Source organism: Miltoncostaea oceani (assembly GCF_018141545.1).
Lineage (GTDB): Bacteria > Actinomycetota > Thermoleophilia > Miltoncostaeales > Miltoncostaeaceae > Miltoncostaea > Miltoncostaea oceani.
Map to the genome: position 1 here is coordinate 110,691 of NZ_CP064356.1, position 15,467 is coordinate 126,157.

Annotated in this window: 13 protein-coding genes and 1 pseudogene; 9 read left to right on the forward strand and 5 right to left on the reverse strand. The window is 75.6% G+C overall.

What is annotated here, in order from left to right; genetic code table 11:
• Position 1: 1 nt before the first annotated feature.
• Positions 2 to 556: a hypothetical protein gene (locus tag IU369_RS00515; RefSeq protein WP_217922607.1), complete on the forward strand. Its 555-nt coding sequence runs from the start codon at positions 2 to 4 to the stop codon at positions 554 to 556.
• A gap of 52 nt (positions 557 to 608) precedes the next feature.
• On the opposite strand, the gene IU369_RS00520 is transcribed toward IU369_RS00515, so the two are convergent.
• Complete coding sequence (locus IU369_RS00520; RefSeq protein WP_217922608.1) at positions 609 to 1,304, reverse strand: alpha/beta fold hydrolase; 696 nt, start codon at positions 1,302 to 1,304, stop codon at positions 609 to 611.
• Positions 1,305 to 1,379: 75 nt separating this feature from the next.
• On the opposite strand from IU369_RS00520, the gene IU369_RS00525 reads away from it, so the two are divergent.
• Positions 1,380 to 1,919 (forward strand): CGNR zinc finger domain-containing protein, encoded by a 540-nt coding sequence (locus IU369_RS00525; RefSeq protein ID WP_217922609.1) that lies wholly within the window; start codon positions 1,380 to 1,382, stop codon positions 1,917 to 1,919.
• Positions 1,920 to 1,939: 20 nt separating this feature from the next.
• On the opposite strand, the pseudogene IU369_RS23160 reads toward IU369_RS00525, so the two are convergent.
• Positions 1,940 to 3,163 (reverse strand): annotated as a pseudogene (locus tag IU369_RS23160) (IS110 family RNA-guided transposase).
• Between the two features lie 228 nt (positions 3,164 to 3,391).
• On the reverse strand, positions 3,392 to 4,138 hold the full coding sequence (locus IU369_RS00540) for an alpha/beta fold hydrolase (RefSeq protein ID WP_217922612.1): 747 nt from the start codon (positions 4,136 to 4,138) through the stop codon (positions 3,392 to 3,394).
• Positions 4,139 to 4,208: 70 nt separating this feature from the next.
• Here IU369_RS00540 and IU369_RS00545 point away from each other — a divergent pair, with 70 nt between their 5' ends.
• Both IU369_RS00545 and IU369_RS00550 read left to right on the forward strand, forming a co-directional pair.
• On the forward strand, positions 4,209 to 5,126 hold the full coding sequence (locus tag IU369_RS00545; protein ID WP_217922613.1) for a hypothetical protein: 918 nt from the start codon (positions 4,209 to 4,211) through the stop codon (positions 5,124 to 5,126).
• On the forward strand, positions 5,123 to 5,926 hold the full coding sequence (locus tag IU369_RS00550; RefSeq protein ID WP_217922614.1) for a polyprenol monophosphomannose synthase: 804 nt from the start codon (positions 5,123 to 5,125) through the stop codon (positions 5,924 to 5,926). The genes IU369_RS00545 and IU369_RS00550 overlap by 4 nt, the downstream gene beginning before the upstream one ends.
• 1 nt (position 5,927) lies before the next feature.
• Here the strand turns inward: IU369_RS00550 and IU369_RS00555 are convergent, their stop codons facing one another.
• Positions 5,928 to 7,856 (reverse strand): tetratricopeptide repeat protein, encoded by a 1,929-nt coding sequence (locus IU369_RS00555; RefSeq protein ID WP_217922615.1) that lies wholly within the window; start codon positions 7,854 to 7,856, stop codon positions 5,928 to 5,930.
• Between the two features lie 78 nt (positions 7,857 to 7,934).
• Between IU369_RS00555 and IU369_RS00560 the strand changes: the two genes are divergently transcribed.
• From IU369_RS00560 to IU369_RS00580, 5 genes are all read left to right on the forward strand, one after another.
• Complete coding sequence (locus IU369_RS00560; RefSeq protein ID WP_217922616.1) at positions 7,935 to 8,342, forward strand: hypothetical protein; 408 nt, start codon at positions 7,935 to 7,937, stop codon at positions 8,340 to 8,342.
• Entirely contained in the window at positions 8,342 to 9,082 is a 741-nt protein-coding gene (gene lepB, locus IU369_RS00565) for a signal peptidase I (protein ID WP_217922617.1), read from the forward strand. Before IU369_RS00560 ends, lepB begins: the two co-directional genes overlap by 1 nt.
• Positions 9,083 to 9,296: 214 nt before the next feature.
• Entirely contained in the window at positions 9,297 to 9,908 is a 612-nt protein-coding gene (gene nrdR, locus IU369_RS00570; RefSeq protein ID WP_217922618.1) for a transcriptional regulator NrdR, read from the forward strand.
• The gene (locus IU369_RS00575) at positions 9,898 to 12,792 is read left to right on the forward strand and encodes a vitamin B12-dependent ribonucleotide reductase (protein ID WP_217922619.1); all 2,895 of its coding nucleotides are present in this window, start codon (positions 9,898 to 9,900) and stop codon (positions 12,790 to 12,792) included. The genes nrdR and IU369_RS00575 overlap by 11 nt, the downstream gene beginning before the upstream one ends.
• A 29-nt stretch (positions 12,793 to 12,821) precedes the next feature.
• Positions 12,822 to 13,838, forward strand: a complete 1,017-nt coding sequence (locus IU369_RS00580) for an FAD-dependent monooxygenase (protein WP_217922620.1) — start codon at positions 12,822 to 12,824, stop codon at positions 13,836 to 13,838.
• Between the two features lie 18 nt (positions 13,839 to 13,856).
• Here IU369_RS00580 and IU369_RS00585 read toward each other — a convergent pair whose 3' ends face one another.
• On the reverse strand, positions 13,857 to 15,404 hold the full coding sequence (locus IU369_RS00585; protein WP_217922621.1) for an LLM class flavin-dependent oxidoreductase: 1,548 nt from the start codon (positions 15,402 to 15,404) through the stop codon (positions 13,857 to 13,859).
• Positions 15,405 to 15,467 lie beyond the last annotated feature (63 nt).

Consider the following 15,467-nt stretch of genomic DNA (forward strand, 5'->3'; position numbering starts at 1 on the left):
GATGACCACCGCCACCACCACGGACCTCGTCCGCATCGGCGCCAAGCTGTACGCCGTCAACCCCGAGGTCATCGACCTGGACGACGTCATCCCGCTGTTCCACGGATGGATCCAGCAGCGGGTGCTCGACGGCGTCCCGATCGACGTCGCCGACTACGCCCATGTGCCGGACGGCCCGGGCGTGATGCTGATCGGCCACGAGGCCGACCGCTCCCTCGACCTCGCCGGGGGCCGCCCCGGTGTGCTCTACCAGCGCAAGCGCGACGGGTCCGGCGACCTCCCGGAGCGGTTCGCCGCGTCGATCGCCGCCGCCGACCGCCTGGCGGCCGACGTCGAGGCCGACCCACTGGGCCACGGCGTCCGGTTCGACCGCGACGAGATCCTGATCGTCGTCCCGGACCGGCTGCGCGTCGACAACGACGACGCCGCGCTCGAGGAGTTGCGCGAGGCCGTCACGGCGGCGCTCGCGACGACGCGTCCCGGCCGCACGGCGGAGCTCACCCGCGTCACGGACGATCCGGGCGGTCCCCTGCGCATCCGGGTGCGCCTGACCTGAGCGCCACGCGCCGGCCCGGCCCCGCGAGGGGACGGGCCGGTGTGCGCGGGATCTAGGCGGCGACCGGCTGGCGGTGCCGGCTCAGGCTGCGCACCGCGCTGACCAGCTCGTTCGGGCGCTCGATGGCCACGTTGTGGCCGGCCTCCGAGACGACCTGGAACCGCGCGTTCTGGATCCAGGCGGACAGCTCCCGCTGCACCTCGGCGGGGACGGCGCGGTCGGCGCTGCCCGCGAGGACGATGACCGGCGCGTCGACCTGGGCGAGCGCGCCGCGCCAGTCCGGCCGGGTGCCCATCGCCTCGGCCGCGAGTGCCGCGCCCTCGGCTCCACGCCGCTCGCGCAGCGCGCGGGCCGCGCGCTGCCAGCGGTCCTGCCCCTCGAGGTCCTCGCCGCGCGGGCCGACGCCCGAGACCACGAGGCCGGCGACCAGGCCCGGGTGGCCGAGGGCCAGGGCGAGGCCGGTGGCCGCGCCGAGGCCGACGCCCACCAGGATCGCGCCGCCGCCCTCGGCCGCCACGAGGCGGGCGACGTCGGAGGCGAAGTCGTCGATGCTCCACGGCCCGGCCGGCGTCGGCGAGTCGCCGTGCCCGCGCAGGTCGGGGGCGATGATCGAGTACTCGCCCTCGACCGCCCGGAGGGCCTCGATCATGCTGTCACCGTTCTGACCGAGGTCGTGGAGCGCGACCAGCGGCGGCCCGTCGCCGCGACGGTGGACGGCGAGGTGGATGGCGGGGGGTAGAGAAGGCATCCGAGGCGCTCCTGTCAACCACTGTGATAGATCTTTGCCGGTGAGAATACGCCGATTGACGATGATCGTCAAACGATGACGCCGCCCCGGGACTTCATCCTCCTGGCCGGGCGCCCTGCGCTCGACCTGTGCAATACCCGTCTGGGCACGGAAGATCTCCTCACCCGTCCCGACGACCTCGCACGCTGGTTCGTCGCGACCGGCGCGACGGATCACGCGCCCCCGATCTCACCGTCGGAGCTGGCCGCCGCGCGGGCCCTCCGGGACGGGTTGCGCGAGGCCCTCCTCGCGAGCGACGGCCCCGCCGTCGCGCGGATCGCGGAGGGCTGGCTCGGCGGCGCGCCCGGCCACCTGTGCGTCGAGGAGGACACGCTCCGGCCCCGCTTCACCCCGGGCGCGACGACCTCGTGCTGCCTGCTCGTCGCCGCGGTCCTCGACGCACTCGACCTGGTGCGGGACAGCCCCGGCCGGGTGCGGGAGTGCGCCGACGCCGCGTGTCCCGTGATGTACCTCGACACGAGCCGCAACCGCAGCCGCCGGTGGTGCTCGATGGAGGGGTGCGGCGCGCGGGCGAAGGCCTCGACCTACTACCGCCGCCACCGCTCCGCCGGCTAGACATCCCACGGCTCTAGGCGTCAAGCCACGAGGCGGGTTAGCTGCTCGCTGGCGGGCCAGGCAGTCTCCTCTCGGTAGGCCTGCCGTCGATCGAGGCAGGCGTGGAGGATCCCGACCCAGCGGTTGGCGAGCTGGCGAGTGGCCTGTGAGTGGGTCTTACCGCGCGCCCGCAGGGCGTCGTAGTAGCGCCGTGCGCCCGGGCTTGCGTTCAACGAGCTGAAGGCCCATCGCTCGCAGGCATCGGCCAGGCGCCGGTTGCGGGCCACGCGGGCCAGCACCACCCGGCTGCGACCCGATGCCTTGGTGATCGGGGCGGTGCCCGCATAGGCCTTGCGGCCTCTAGCATCGGCGTAGCGGTTCGGGTCATCCCCGAACTCGCCGAGCACCCGGGCGCCGAGCACTGAGCCGAGTCCGGCAAGACTGCGCAGGATCTCGGCGTCCGGGTGACGATCAAAATGCTCACCGAGCTCGTGCTCGAGGGCGGCGATCTGCTGATTGAGCGATACGAGCACCGCCACCCGCGCCGCGCTCGCCGCTGCGAAGGCCTCGGCCACCAGATCGGTCGTCTCGGGCTGCTCGATGCGCAATGCCTGCTGGATCTCGGCCGCCCGCCGCTCCAGGTTGCGCTCCCGGCCGCCGCGCCCAAGCGCCGCGGCGATCTTCGCCCGTGAAAGCCCTCGGGCAACCTGCGGCGTCGGGGCGATGGCGAGGATCGACAATGCATCGGCTGAGCCCAGGTCGGTACTGAACGCCGACAGGGCCCCCGGGAAGTAGTCGCGCAGGGCCGAGCGCAGGCCGCTCACCTGGCGCTGGCGAGTCCAGATCAGGCCCTGATGGGCGCGGGCCAGCACCCGGATGGCGCTCGCCTGTCCGAGTCGCCGGCGAGCGGTCGGTGGTTGTGGTGATCGGTGCGCACCAGATCGGCCAGCAGCTTGGAGTCAGCGCCGTCGGATTTCGCGCCTGAGGTTCGTGTGGCGATCGCGGTAGCGGCTGACCGCCAACGGATTGAGGCCGTAGACCCGGTAGCCGGCCCCGACCAGCGAATCGACCAGCAATCCGCGATCGACCTCGATGCCGAGCATCACCTGATCGGGTTCGGCGGCGTGATCGGCGATCAGGCCGTGCAGCTCGGCAAGGCCGGACACCCCGACCCCGAAGCGCCCGCGCCCGAGGATCGCCCCTTGCTCATCCATCACCGCCACGTCGTTGTGGGCCTCGGCCCAGTCGACGCCCACGAAGATCACGATGCGCCTCCTCTCGGAACAGACCCTCTGTGCTCCCGAGCCTGAGAGGCCCGCGGCGACCTAATGGATCAGTGCTCGTGTCGGCACGCCATCCCACCAGCCGTCTGACCCCTCGCCGACCGGCAGGGGCACGCTCTAGCCGTAGGGCTCGAAGGCCCAGGACACAGGAGTGCTCACCCACCGGCGGCTCGGAGGATCAGCCTCTCCTACGAGACCGACCCAGCGCCATTAGGACCCCGGCAGCCGCCGGGCGAGGAAGCCGGTGAGCGCCGCCGCGAAGGCGTCCGGCGCCTCGAGCGCCGTGAGGTGGCCGGCGCCGGGGATCACCACCAGCTCGGCGCCCGGGATGCCCGCGGCGAGGGTGCGGGCGAAGTCCGGCGGGGTCAGCCCGTCGTGCTCGCCGACGATCACCAGCGTGGGCGCCGCGACACCCGGCAGGTCGGCGACCCGGTCCGCCCGCCCCGCGAGCGCCTCGAGCGCCCGGGCCACGCCCTCCGGGTCCTGGGCGTCGGCCAGCGCGCGGGCACGGGCGAGGGCGTCCGCGTCGCCGGGGGCCACCAGCTTCGGCACGAACCCGTCGAGGAAACCCGCCGTCCCCCCGGCGCGGACCTGTGCGGCGGCCGCGTGGCGTCCGTCGCGCGCCTCGGGCGTGTCGGCCTCGGCGCGGGTGTCGGCCAGCACCAGGCCGGCGACCCGGTCCGGGTGGCGCACCGCCAGCGACAACGCGACGTACCCGCCGAGCGACAGGCCGCAGACGACGGCGCGCCCCTCCGGCGCCTCCCGCCCGATCCGCTCCGCGACCTCGTCGGCGAACCCGTCGACCGTGGCGTCCGCCCGCGGCGGGGCGCCGCCGAGGCCGGGGAACTCGGGGAGCACGACGGGGCGGTCCCCCGGCAGCGCGGCGACCAGCTCGCGCCAGAACGCGGCCTCGGTGGGGAAGGGGTGCAGCAGCACCAGCGGGACGGTGGCGGGCATGCCCCCACGCTACCTCCCCGCACGCCCGCGGGGCACGACGCCACGGGGGCGTTGACGCTACCGTGTCCGTGTGAGCACCCGCACACCCGTCGCGACCGACCCGGAGCGCCGGCGGCAGGCGAGCCTCGGCGGCCTGGTGCCGACGTCGGCCGTCGCCCGCGAGGGCGACACGCTCGTCATGGCGCTCTGCGTCGAGCTGCACGCCGAGGGCGCCGTGCTGCCCCTGCTCGTCCTCTCGGACGCCCCCGGCCTGCTCGGCTGGGACCCCGCGCAGGGACTGTCGGTCACCGACGACGCCGGCCGCGTCTACGAGGTGCGCAACCTCGCCCAGCAGGCCGGCCTCGGCGCACTGCAGACCGCCGTCTGGATCGCGCCCGTGCCGCCCCCGGACGCCCGCACCCTGACCCTGGCGATCGGCGGGCTCGTCCGCACCTCCGTCGCGCGCGGCGGCGGCGGGGTGGAGCGCCCCCTCACCGGCGCCGCGTGGACGCTCGAGATCGACCTCGTGCCCGCCCGCACCGGGGCCGACGTGCCGGCCGAGCCCGACGCCGACCCGCCGCCCGGCCGCCCCGCCCGCGTCCCGGCGCGGACCTTCGCCGGCTTCTCCGATCTGCTCCCGATCGGGCAGGCCCGCATGGCCGAGGGCGCCGCGGTGTGCCTCTGGGCGCTCGAGCGCTACACCGACCGCGCCGTGCTCACGGTGGGCACCCTCGCCGACGACCCGATGCGCGTCGCCCCGATGACCCCGGGGGCGGGTCGCGTCGAGGTCTGGGACGACCGCGGCAACCGGTACGAGGTCTCGCCGATCCACGGGGCCGCCCGCCCCGGGTGGAGCGAGACGAGCCTCGAGGTCGCCCCCGCGATCGCGCCCGGGGCGCGGGCCATCGGCGTGCGCCTCGCGGACCTGCCGGGGCACGGCGCCCCCCGCGGCGCGACCCCCCTCGCCGGGCCGTTCACCTTCGGGGTGGCCGTCCCGCCCGCCGCGTGAGGCCCGACCCGGTGGGGCCGGCGTGGGTGGTCCTGCCGACCTACGACGAGCGCGAGAACGTCGTCCCCATGCTGCGGGCGATCCTCGCGACCGCCGACGACGCCGGCCTCGACCTGCGGGTGCTGGTGGTCGACGACGGCTCGCCCGACGGCACCGCCGACCTCGCCGAGGGGGTGGCCGCCGGCGACGACCGCGTGTCCGTGCTGCGCCGCACGGCGAAGGAGGGCATCGGCCCGGCGTACCGCGCCGGCTTCCGCACCGCGCTCGACGCCGGCGCCGGCCTCGTGCTGGAGATGGACTGCGACTTCTCCCACGACCCGGCGCGCCTGCCGGACCTGATCGCCGCGACGCGCGACGCCGACCTCGTGCTCGGCTCCCGCTACGTCCCCGGCGGCGGCGTCGCCCGGTGGGGGCCGTTGCGCCGGGCGGTCAGCCGCGGCGGGTGCCTCTACGCCCAGGCCGTCCTCGGCGTCCCCGTCCGCGACCTCACCGGCGGGTTCAAGTGCTTCCGCCGGGAGGTGCTCGAGGCGGTCCCGCTCGACGAGGTCACCGCCGCCGGGTACGGCTTCCAGATCGAGATGACCTACCGCGCCATCCGCCTCGGGTTCACGGTCGTCGAGGTGCCCATCACCTTCACCGAGCGCGAGCGGGGCGACTCGAAGATGAGCCGCTCCATCGTGTGGGAGGCCGCCGCGCTCGTGCCGCGGCTGCGGCGGCGCCTCGGCCGCACGCCCCCCGCCCCCGCGCGGCCCGCCGTCGCCCCCGACGCCGAGCCGGAGGGCGCGGCCGCCGAGGGCTGAATCAGCCGGCCCGCAGCGCGGCCTCCGGGTCCCGCGGGTCGAGGCGGTGCACCTCACGCCACGCCGCCGCCGCCGTCCGGTCGCGGCCGAGGAACAGGGCGAGCGCCCGCCACGTGCCGGGGTCGTCCGGGGCGAGCTCGGTGGCCCGGCGGTAGGCGCCGAGGGCACGCGCCCGCTCGCCGTCGTCGGTGTGCGCCCGCGCGAGCAGCAGCAGGGGTCCCGGCGCGACGGGGTTCGCCGCGCGGGCCTGGTCGGCGAGCCGCACCGCCTCCGCGGTCCGGCCGGACGCCAGGGCGTCCTCGCCCGCCAGCACGCGCCCGGTCGACCACCACGGCAGGGCGGCCGAGGCGATCGCGATCAGCACCGCGGCGGCGAGGCCGGCCGCCGCGAGGGGACCGGGGCGCGCCCCGGGCACCCGCCCCGTGACCCCGCTCGTCAGCACCACGCCCGCGGCCGCGAGGGCCGGGATCGTCAGGGCCGGGACCGCCCACGACCAGTCCACCGCGGCCTGCAGCAGGAACGCGGCCATCACGGCGAGCGGCAGGCCGATCTCGGGTGGGGCGCGCCCCCCCGCGGCCCGCAGGACGCCCCACGCCACGGCGGCGAGCAGCGCCGCGAACAACGCCGTCCCCACCAGCCCGGTGCCGGAGAGGAACCGCACGACGACGCCGTGCGGCTCCCGGGTCATCAGCGACGGGTCGCCGGTCGCGCGCTCCTGCAGGTGCACGAGGGCGAACCCGCCGGCGCCCTGGCCGACGACGGGCGCGTCGAGGAACCCGCGCCACGCCTCGCCCCACCACCCACGCCGCTGGTTGCCCGCCGTGCTCACCAGGCGGCCGGGGTCGTTCGCGACGGCGTCGCCCTCCTCGCCGCGGAACTCGGCGGCGCGGTCCCCCGTCCACCCCCGCGCCTCCGGCACCACCGACACCACCACCCCCGTGACGAGGACGACGACGGCGAGCGCCGCCAGCCCGATCCTCCGGGCCCGGGCCGGCTCCAGGCCGACGCGCCCCGCGGCCCGCACCAGCAGCGGGGCGAGCACGGCGGCCAGGACGAGGCCGGCGGCGATCCTCCACCCCAGGCCGAGGCCGGCGTCGGCGCGCTGGCCGACGGGCAGCCCGTCGGTCGTCAGGGCCGGGTCGGTGAGGCCGTGGACGGCCGGCAGCACCGCGCCGGCGGCGCCGGCCGCGAGGGCGGCGACGGCCCGGCCGGTCGCGGGGACGAAGGCCATCGTGACCGTCAGGGCCATCACGAGCGCCAGCACCCCGCCGCGGGAGTACGTCAGCAGCACGGTGACGATCACCAGGGTCGTGCCCGCCGCGCCGACGGAGAGGCCCCCCCGCCACGCGGGTCGCGCGCCCGCCGGCCACAGGGCGCCCGGCGCGGCGACCACCGCGATCAGCGCGAGGGCGTTCCAGTATCCGACGGGGGAGGAGAGGCGGGCGAGGTCGCTGTCCGCGCCGAGCAGCTCCGGGAGGATCCGGGTCAACAGGGCCGCGCCGACCGGCACGAGGGCCGCCGCCGACAACCCGAGCCCGAGCAGGAGGGGCGCGCGCGGCAGCAGGGCCCCGAGCCCGGCGCCGACGACCAGCGCGCACAACACGATCGCCTGCCGGTTCGCGTCGATCCACGCGAGGGTGGGCGACGCCGCCCAGAGCATCGAGAGGGCCGCCCACGCCGCCATCCCGGCGCAGGCGCCGAGCGCGAGGCGCACCGGGCCGGTGCGGAGCGCCACGCGGTCCCAGGCGAGGACGACCACGACGGCGGCGAGCGGCGCCCCCAGCGCCAGGGTGAGGAACGCGGCCGTCGGCCCGGAGCCGCCCAGCCCGTCGCCCGGGTCGATGCCGCCGCCGCCGAGCCCGACCAGCGCCCAGCCGGCCAGCGCGACGCCGCCGGCGACCCACGCCGCGCGGGGCGCCGGGGAGCCCACCGCCGCTTGTCGCGTTTCCGGGCCGCCGCTACGATCCGCCACGCCCCGGGGCCCGTCGCCCCCCGTCCCCCTCACTGGGTGGCCCACCTGCTCCAACGCCCCGCTCGGGTGATCGTCATGCTCGCCCTGGTGCTCCTCGGCCCGGCGGCCGTCGCGGTCGCGGGTGGACGTGAACTCCTGGCCGACGCACAGGATGGACGCGTCGACGCGTGCTACTCGCGTGCCGAGTTCCGTGACGGCCTGCGACTCGCCCGCGCCGACCAGCGACTCTACGGATTCGCGCTCGACGCCATCAGGGAGGCGCAGAACTCCAACGTCACCGTGGACGGACGTCCCTGCGGCAGCCGCCGCACGGCCCCCGCCCGCGCCGTGGCCGTCGACGCGGGCGCCGCGCGCGGCCTGTGGGGCGCCGTCGCGGCCGTCGTCGTCGCCGGCGCCGCCGCCGCCGGCCTCGTGGCCCACCGCGCCCGGCGGGGCCGCGGCTGATGCGCCGGTTCGTCAAGGACTTCCTGCTGCCGCTCGCCGTCGCCGTGGCGCTCGCGTTCGTGATCCAGGCGGCGGTCGCGAAGCCCTACGAGATCCCGACGGCGTCGATGACGCCGACGATCCAGGGCAACGACCGGATCATCGCCAACCGGCTGATCTACCGCTTCCGCGACATCGACCGCGGCGACATCGTCGTGTTCGACCCGCCCCCGGCCGCGACGCGGACGTGCGGCGACGCGGGCGGCGGGGACATCCCGTTCGTGAAGCGCGTCATCGGCATCGCGGGCGACCGCGTCGAGGTGCGCCGCGAGACGGTCGTCGCCGGCGACGGCCCCGTCGACGCGCGCGTGCTGGTGATCGACCCGGGCGACCCGAACGGCGCCGGCGAGCGGACGGTGCAGACCATCCGCCTCCGCCCCGGCGACACCCGGTCGGTGACCTACGTCAACGGGCGCCCCTACGTCGTGCCCGAGGCGATCACCCCGGTCGACCTGTCCGGCGACGACCTCGGCGCCTACGGGCTGCGCGGCCAGATCGACGGCTCGCCCGCCTACGACTTCGGGCCCGCCACCGTCCCCCCCGACCACATCCTCGTCCTCGGGGACAACCGCCCGGGCTCCTGCGACTCCCACCAGTGGCGCGACCGCGGTGAGAGCGCGCCGTTCGTGCCCGAGTCGAGCGTCATCGGTCAGGCCGAGGTCACCTACTGGCCTCTCAGCAACCTGACCTTCCTGGACTAGAGGGCGGCGCACCCCCGGCCCCGCGGGAGGGGCCGGGCTTCACCGGCACGTGTCGTCCGAGCCGTGCGCTTTTGTCGACGGACTCCCCGGTACGCGCGGGAATCGGACCTGCCCCGGGGGCTTGCATCTTCCCGCACGTGTGGAAGGATGCCCGCCCACCACGCTGAATATGGGGTGGGTGGCACACCCCCGACACCAGGGATAGCGTCTTCTCGTGATCTGCCCGTTCTGCGACAACCCCGAGCACCGCGTGGTCGAGTCGCGGGTGGCCGACACGAAGGACGCGATCCGGCGACGGCGCGAGTGCCTGGCCTGCGGGCAGCGCTTCACGACCTACGAGCGGTTCGAGGAGATGCCGCTGATGGTCGTGAAGAGCTCCGGCGAGCGTCAGGCGTTCGACCGCTCCAAGCTGCTGGAGGGCCTGCAGCGCGCATGCCACAAGCGGCAGGTGTCGACGGCGTCCCTCGACCTCGCGGTCCGCGACATCGAGGCGGAGTTGCGCAACCGGCTGCGCCAGGAGGTCAGCAGCCCCCAGATCGGCGAGCTCGCCCTGCGCCGGCTCAAGGAGATCGACGCGGTGGCGTACGTCCGCTTCGCCTCCGTCTACCGCCAGTTCGCGGACGTCGAGGAGTTCGGCGACGAGCTCTCGCGCCTCGAGCGCGAACCGCCGTTGCCGCGCGGACAGTTCCCCCTCGACGACCAGCTCTTCGAGACATTCGATGCGGGCTCCACCCCGCCCGGCCGCGCTACCCTCAGGGCTCTGCCCGGCGGGCGCGACGGGGTCCCCCCGCGCACGACCGCCCAGGAGGCAAGCGATGGCGACTGACGCGCCCACCATGACCGACCGCGCGCTGGGGATCTCCCGACGCTTCACACGGCCCGGGGTCCACCCCTACGACGAGGTCGCCTGGGGGCCGCGCGACGCCAGGATCGTCGAGCCCGCCCGCGACGGGAAGCCCGAGCGCGTCGTGTTCGACCAGTCCGGGTGCGAGTTCCCGCTCGACTGGTCCGACACCGCCGTCCGCATCGTCGCGTCGAAGTACTTCCGCTACGGCATGGACGACCCGCGCCGCGAGCGCAGCCTGCGCGAGGTCATCGACCGCGTCGTCGACACCATCCGCCACCACGGCACCAAGGGCGGCTACTTCGTCGACGAGGACGAGGCCGAGACGTTCTCCCAGGAGCTGCGCCACATCCTCGTGACGCAGAAGGCGGCGTTCAACTCGCCCGTGTGGTTCAACTGCGGCGTGTCCGCGGCGACCCGCGAGCACGACGACGACCGCATCCTCGACGTCGACGACCCGCCGGTGGGCGAGGGCGAGCCCCAGGTCAACCAGGCCTCCGCCTGCTTCATCCTCTCCGTCAACGACACGATGCCGTCGATCCAGCGGTGGATCGCGTCGGAGTCGGAGATCTTCCGCGGCGGCTCGGGCGCCGGCGTCAACCTGTCCCGGCTCCGCGGCGACGGCGAGGCGCTGTCCAACGGCGGCCAGGCCTCCGGCCCCGTCAGCTTCATGCGCTGGGCCGACTCGGGCGCCGGCTCCATCAAGTCCGGCGGCGGCACCCGCCGCGCCGCGAAGATGGTGATCCTCGACGGGGACCACCCCGACATCCTCGAGTTCGTGCGCTGCAAGGCCCACGAGGAGGCCAAGGCCTACGCCCTCGGCGACATGGGCTACGACCTCGGGCTCAACGGCGACGCGTGGCGCTCCATCCAGTTCCAGAACGCCAACAACTCGGTGCGCCTGACGGACGACTTCTTCCGTCGCGTCGCGGCCGGCGAGAACTGGCAGACCCGCAACGTCGCCGACGGCGAGGTGCGCGACGAGATGCCCGCCGCCGAGCTGCTGCGCGAGATCTCCGCCGCCGCCTGGACGTGCGGCGACCCGGGCCTGCAGTACGAGGACGCCATCCAGCGCTGGCACACGTCGCCGAACGCCGGGCGCATCTCCGGGTCGAACCCGTGCTCCGAGTACATGCACATCGACGACTCGGCCTGCAACCTGGCCTCCATCAACCTGATGGAGTTCCTCGACGAGGACGGCACGTTCCGCGTCGACGACTTCCGCCACGCCGTGCGCGTGGTGCTGACGGCGCAGGAGATCATCGTCACCCCCGCCAGCTACCCGACGAAGCGGATCGGCGACAACGCGCGCGCCTACCGCCAGCTCGGCCAGGGCTACACCAACCTCGGCTCGCTGCTGATGTGCCAGGGCCTCGCGTACGACTCCGACGAGGGCCGCGCATGGGCCGGCGCCGTCACCGCCCTCCTGCAGGGCGAGGCCTACGCGCAGTCGGCGCGGATCGCCGCGCGCGTCGGCGCCTACGACGGGTACGCCGCCGACCAGGAGGCCCAGGACCGCGTGGTGCGCATGCACCGCGACGCCGCCCTCGAGCTGCCCGTCCGCGCCCGCGGCGGCAACTACGCGGAGCTGCGGGCCGCCGCGGCGCACTCGCTGGACGACGCCGTCGCCCTCGGGCAGTCCGAGAACCGCATCGGCGCGCCCGGGTACCGCAACGCCCAGGTCAGCGTCATCGCCCCGACGGGGACGATCAGCTTCATGATGGACGCCCAGACCACCGGCATCGAGCCGGCGATCGGCCTCATCAGCTACAAGACCCTCGTCGGCGGCGGCTACATGAAGCTCGTCAACACCGACGTCGAGCGGGCCCTGCGCGCCCTCGGCTACGACCCCGGCCAGCGCGCCGAGATCCTCGCCCACGTCGACGCGACCGGGTCCATCGAGGGCGCCCCCGGCCTCTCCGAGAACCACCTGACGGTGTTCGACTGCGCCTTCGGCGTGGCCGGCGGCCGCACGATCGGCCCGGAGGGCCACGTCCGCATGATGGCGGCCGTGCAGCCGTTCGTCTCCGGCGCCATCAGCAAGACCGTGAACCTTCCGAACGACGCCACCGTCGAGGACGTCAGCGCCATCTACACGCTCGGCTGGGAGCTCGGCCTGAAGGCGATCGCGATCTACCGCGACGGCTCCAAGCGCACCCAGCCGCTCTCGACCAGCGACGGCTCGAAGGCCACCACCGCGGTCGCGGGCATCGAGATCGCCGCGACCCCCGTCCGCCGGCGCCTGCCGGACGACCGCGCGGCGCTGACCCACAAGTTCAGCGTCGGCGGCCAGGAGGGCTACATCACCGTCGGCCTCTACGAGGACGGCACCCCCGGCGAGGTCTTCGTCAAGATGAGCAAGCAGGGCTCGACGGTCTCGGGCCTGATGGACTCGGTGGCGATCGCCTGGTCGATGGCGCTGCAGCACGGCGTCCCCGTCGAGAGCCTCATCGCGAAGTACATCGACCACCGCTTCGAGCCCTCGGGCTTCACCGGCAACCCGCGCATCCCGATGGCCCGCTCCGTCGTGGACTACCTGGCCCGCTGGATGGCCTCGAAGTTCCTGTCGGAGGAGGACCAGCGCACCGCGGGCGTCCTGCCGGGCGCCGACGCGGCACCCGTCGTGGCCGCCCCGGCCACCGAGGCCGAGGAGGCCCCGGAGGACCAGCTCTCGTTCGCGGCGGTGGCGGAGCCGGTCAACGGCAACGGGCACGCCCACGCCGCCGACGCGGGCGGGCCGTCCAAGCCGCGGCTGCTGCTCGACTCGACGGGCCAGGTCTGCACGTCGTGCGGCAGCTCGGACATGGTCCGGGCGGGGACCTGCCTCACCTGCCGCACCTGCGGCGCGACGTCCGGCTGCGGGTGATCCGGAACCCCTCCTAGGCGGTCGCCCCGGTGCGCGTCGTCATCGTCGGCGCCGGGGCGGCGGGGCTCGCCCTGGCGCGCAGCCTCCGCCGCCGCGGCGTCGCGCCCGAGGTCATCGACCGGGGCCCGCCGGGGGCGTGGGCGCCGCGGCCCTTCATGCCGCCGTACCAGGGGTTCGACGCCCTGGAGGACGCCGGCGTCCTCGCGGCGGTCCGCGCCGTCTCGTGGGACATCGCGCCCCGCGGCGACGGTATCCCCGTCGCGCTCGCGGCGCCGTTCACGGGGGTGATGGAGATCCTGGCGGAGGGCGTCCCGGTGCGTCACGGCACCGAGGTCACCGCCCTCCTGCGCGACGGCGACCGCGTCACCGGCGTCCGCGTCCAGGGGCCCGACGGCCCGGGCGACCTGCCGGCCGACCTCGTGGTCGCCTGCGACGGCGTCCGCTCGCCGCTGCGCGGCATGGCGGGGATCGAGGCCCGCCTCGAGCTCGCCGAGGGCGCCCACCTGTCCTTCATGACCGACGTGGTCATCGACCGCTCCTTCGCCCTGCACTACCAGTCCGACGGCCGGCAGGTGGGGCTGCTCGGGTGGCCGACCGGCTCCGCCGGCTGGTGGGACATCGAACGCGTCGGCGCCGACGCCGTCCGTGCACCGGGGATCGAGGCGTTCCGGCGGGCGTTCGCCCGCCTCCACCCCGCCGCCGAGCCCGCCCTCGCGGCGCTGCACTCCGTGGACCAGCTCGCCTACCGGGAGATCACCGAGGTCCACACCGACCGGTGGTGGGTGCCGGGCCTCGTCGTGATCGGCGACGCGGCGCACGCCGTGGGGCCGGAGGCCGGCCTCGGGGCGGGCCTCGGCCTCGGTGACGCCCACGCGCTCGCGATCGCCGTCGCCCAGCACCCCGACGACGCCGACGCGGCGTGCGCGACCTACGAGGCCTGGCGCCGCCCCGCCGTCGCCCCGTACGTCACCCTCGGCGCCGCGGGCGCGCGGATCGTCCGGGGCGGCGCGAAGCCACCCGAGGAGATCTGGCCGCCGCCCGCCTGACGGCGGGGGACCGGGGGCTCAGACCTGGCCGGGGTGGAAGCCGAGCCGCGCCAGCGGCTCGACCAGCTCCCACTCCTCGTAGGAGAGGTGGGAGAGCAGCGCGTCCGTGAGGACGTCGATCGCCGCCTGGATGCGGTCGAAGTCTCCGGGGTGCGTCATGTGGTGCACCAGGGCGGCGTCGACCTCGTGGATCGCGTCGTGGATGACGAGGTGCTCGTCGGCGAGCCGGTCGATGACGGGGGCGAGCCCCGGTTCGGCGGTGACGAGGTGGGGGAAGATCGCGTCGTCCTCCAGCCCGTGGTGCGTCGCGACGACCGCGCAGTACCGCGCGCAGAACGCGCCGAGCGTCCAGTCGTTCTGGCGCAGGGCCATCGCGTTGAGCGACGCCCGCGCGTCGCCGGCGCTCACCGCCCCCGCGCGCACCTGGGCGAGGATGTCGCGCAGCTCGGTGAGCTCGCGGCGCAGCATGTCGTGCACGTCGATCAGGTGGCGGCCCACCAGGCGCCCGCGCCGCGTGTACGTGACCTCCGGCCCCGACGGCGGGCGGTGGGGGCGGGACGCCTCGTCGAGCACCGCCGCCGCGGCCACGCGGACGCCGTCGTCCGCCGTCGGCGTCACGCCGAGGCGCTCGTACTCCGACGCGCCCGCCGCGTCGGTCGGCGTCCCGTCCCCCTCCGCCGTGGCCGGCGCCGCGGGCGCGGCGGCCGGGGCGGGGCGGGTCCCGCCGCCCGCGGCCACCAGCTCCCGGACCGCGGGGACGACCTCCGTCGCGAAGGAGCGGATCGCCGCCGCGTCGTCCGCCATCACGATGAACGTGCCGATCCCGTCCTCGCGGGCGAGGCGCGCCAGCTCCGCCGCCGGGACGTCGGCGCCCACGTTCAGGAGCCGGCGGATGTCGGCGGGGTCGCGCCCCTCCGCCAGGGCCGCGCGGTCGATCCGTGCGTTGCCCGCCCGGAGGTCGCCCGGCTGCAGGTAGGGGAGGCTCGGGAGCCAGCCGTCGGCGACGCGGCCGACGAGTCCCAGCATCCGGGGCTTGTACGCGCCGACCCAGACGCCGATGTCGTGCGCGGGAGCGGGTCCCCGCGCGGCGCCCGCCAGGCGGTGGACGGTGCCGTCGACCCGTGCGCCGCCGGGCGCGTCGACGTCCCACAGCGCCCGGATCACGGCGATCGCCTCCTCCAGCGCCGTCACCGCCTCGCCGGGTCCGAGGCGGGTCCCGCCCATCGCGACGATCCCGTCCCAGAACGCCCCGGCCCCGAGCCCGAGCGCCACACGGCCGCCGGAGAGGATGTCGAGGGAGGCCGCGGCGCGGGCGACGACCGCCGGGGGCCGCAGCGGCAGGTTCAGCACGTTCGGCGCGACGTGGACGCGCTCCGTCCGCGCCGCGACCACGGACAGCAGCGTCCAGGTGTCGAGGAACCGCGCCTGGTACGGGTGGTCCTGGAACGTCACGAGATCCAGTCCCTCGCGGTCCGCCGCCTGCGCGAGGGCGACGACGGCGTCGGCGTCGCCGGCCGACGGCGTGACGAACACGCCGAACCGCAGGTCGTGGCCGTAGGACGTCATGCGGCCACGCTAGCAGATCATTGCGGGCTCAAGTTCCTGCGCGGCCCGCCCGGCGGCCTCGCG

Bases quoted from the DNA above. Each gene is read 5' to 3' on its own strand.
- IU369_RS00515 (WP_217922607.1), top strand. From the start codon at position 2: ATGACCACCGCCACCACCACGGACCTCGTCCGCATCGGCGCCAAGCTG.
- IU369_RS00520 (WP_217922608.1), bottom strand. From the start codon at position 1,304: ATGCCTTCTCTACCCCCCGCCATCCACCTCGCCGTCCACCGTCGCGGC.
- IU369_RS00525 (WP_217922609.1), top strand. From the start codon at position 1,380: ATGACGCCGCCCCGGGACTTCATCCTCCTGGCCGGGCGCCCTGCGCTC.
- IU369_RS00540 (WP_217922612.1), bottom strand. From the start codon at position 4,138: ATGCCCGCCACCGTCCCGCTGGTGCTGCTGCACCCCTTCCCCACCGAG.
- lepB (WP_217922617.1), top strand. From the start codon at position 8,342: ATGCGCCGGTTCGTCAAGGACTTCCTGCTGCCGCTCGCCGTCGCCGTG.
- IU369_RS00575 (WP_217922619.1), top strand. From the start codon at position 9,898: ATGGCGACTGACGCGCCCACCATGACCGACCGCGCGCTGGGGATCTCC.
- IU369_RS00585 (WP_217922621.1), bottom strand. From the start codon at position 15,404: ATGACGTCCTACGGCCACGACCTGCGGTTCGGCGTGTTCGTCACGCCG.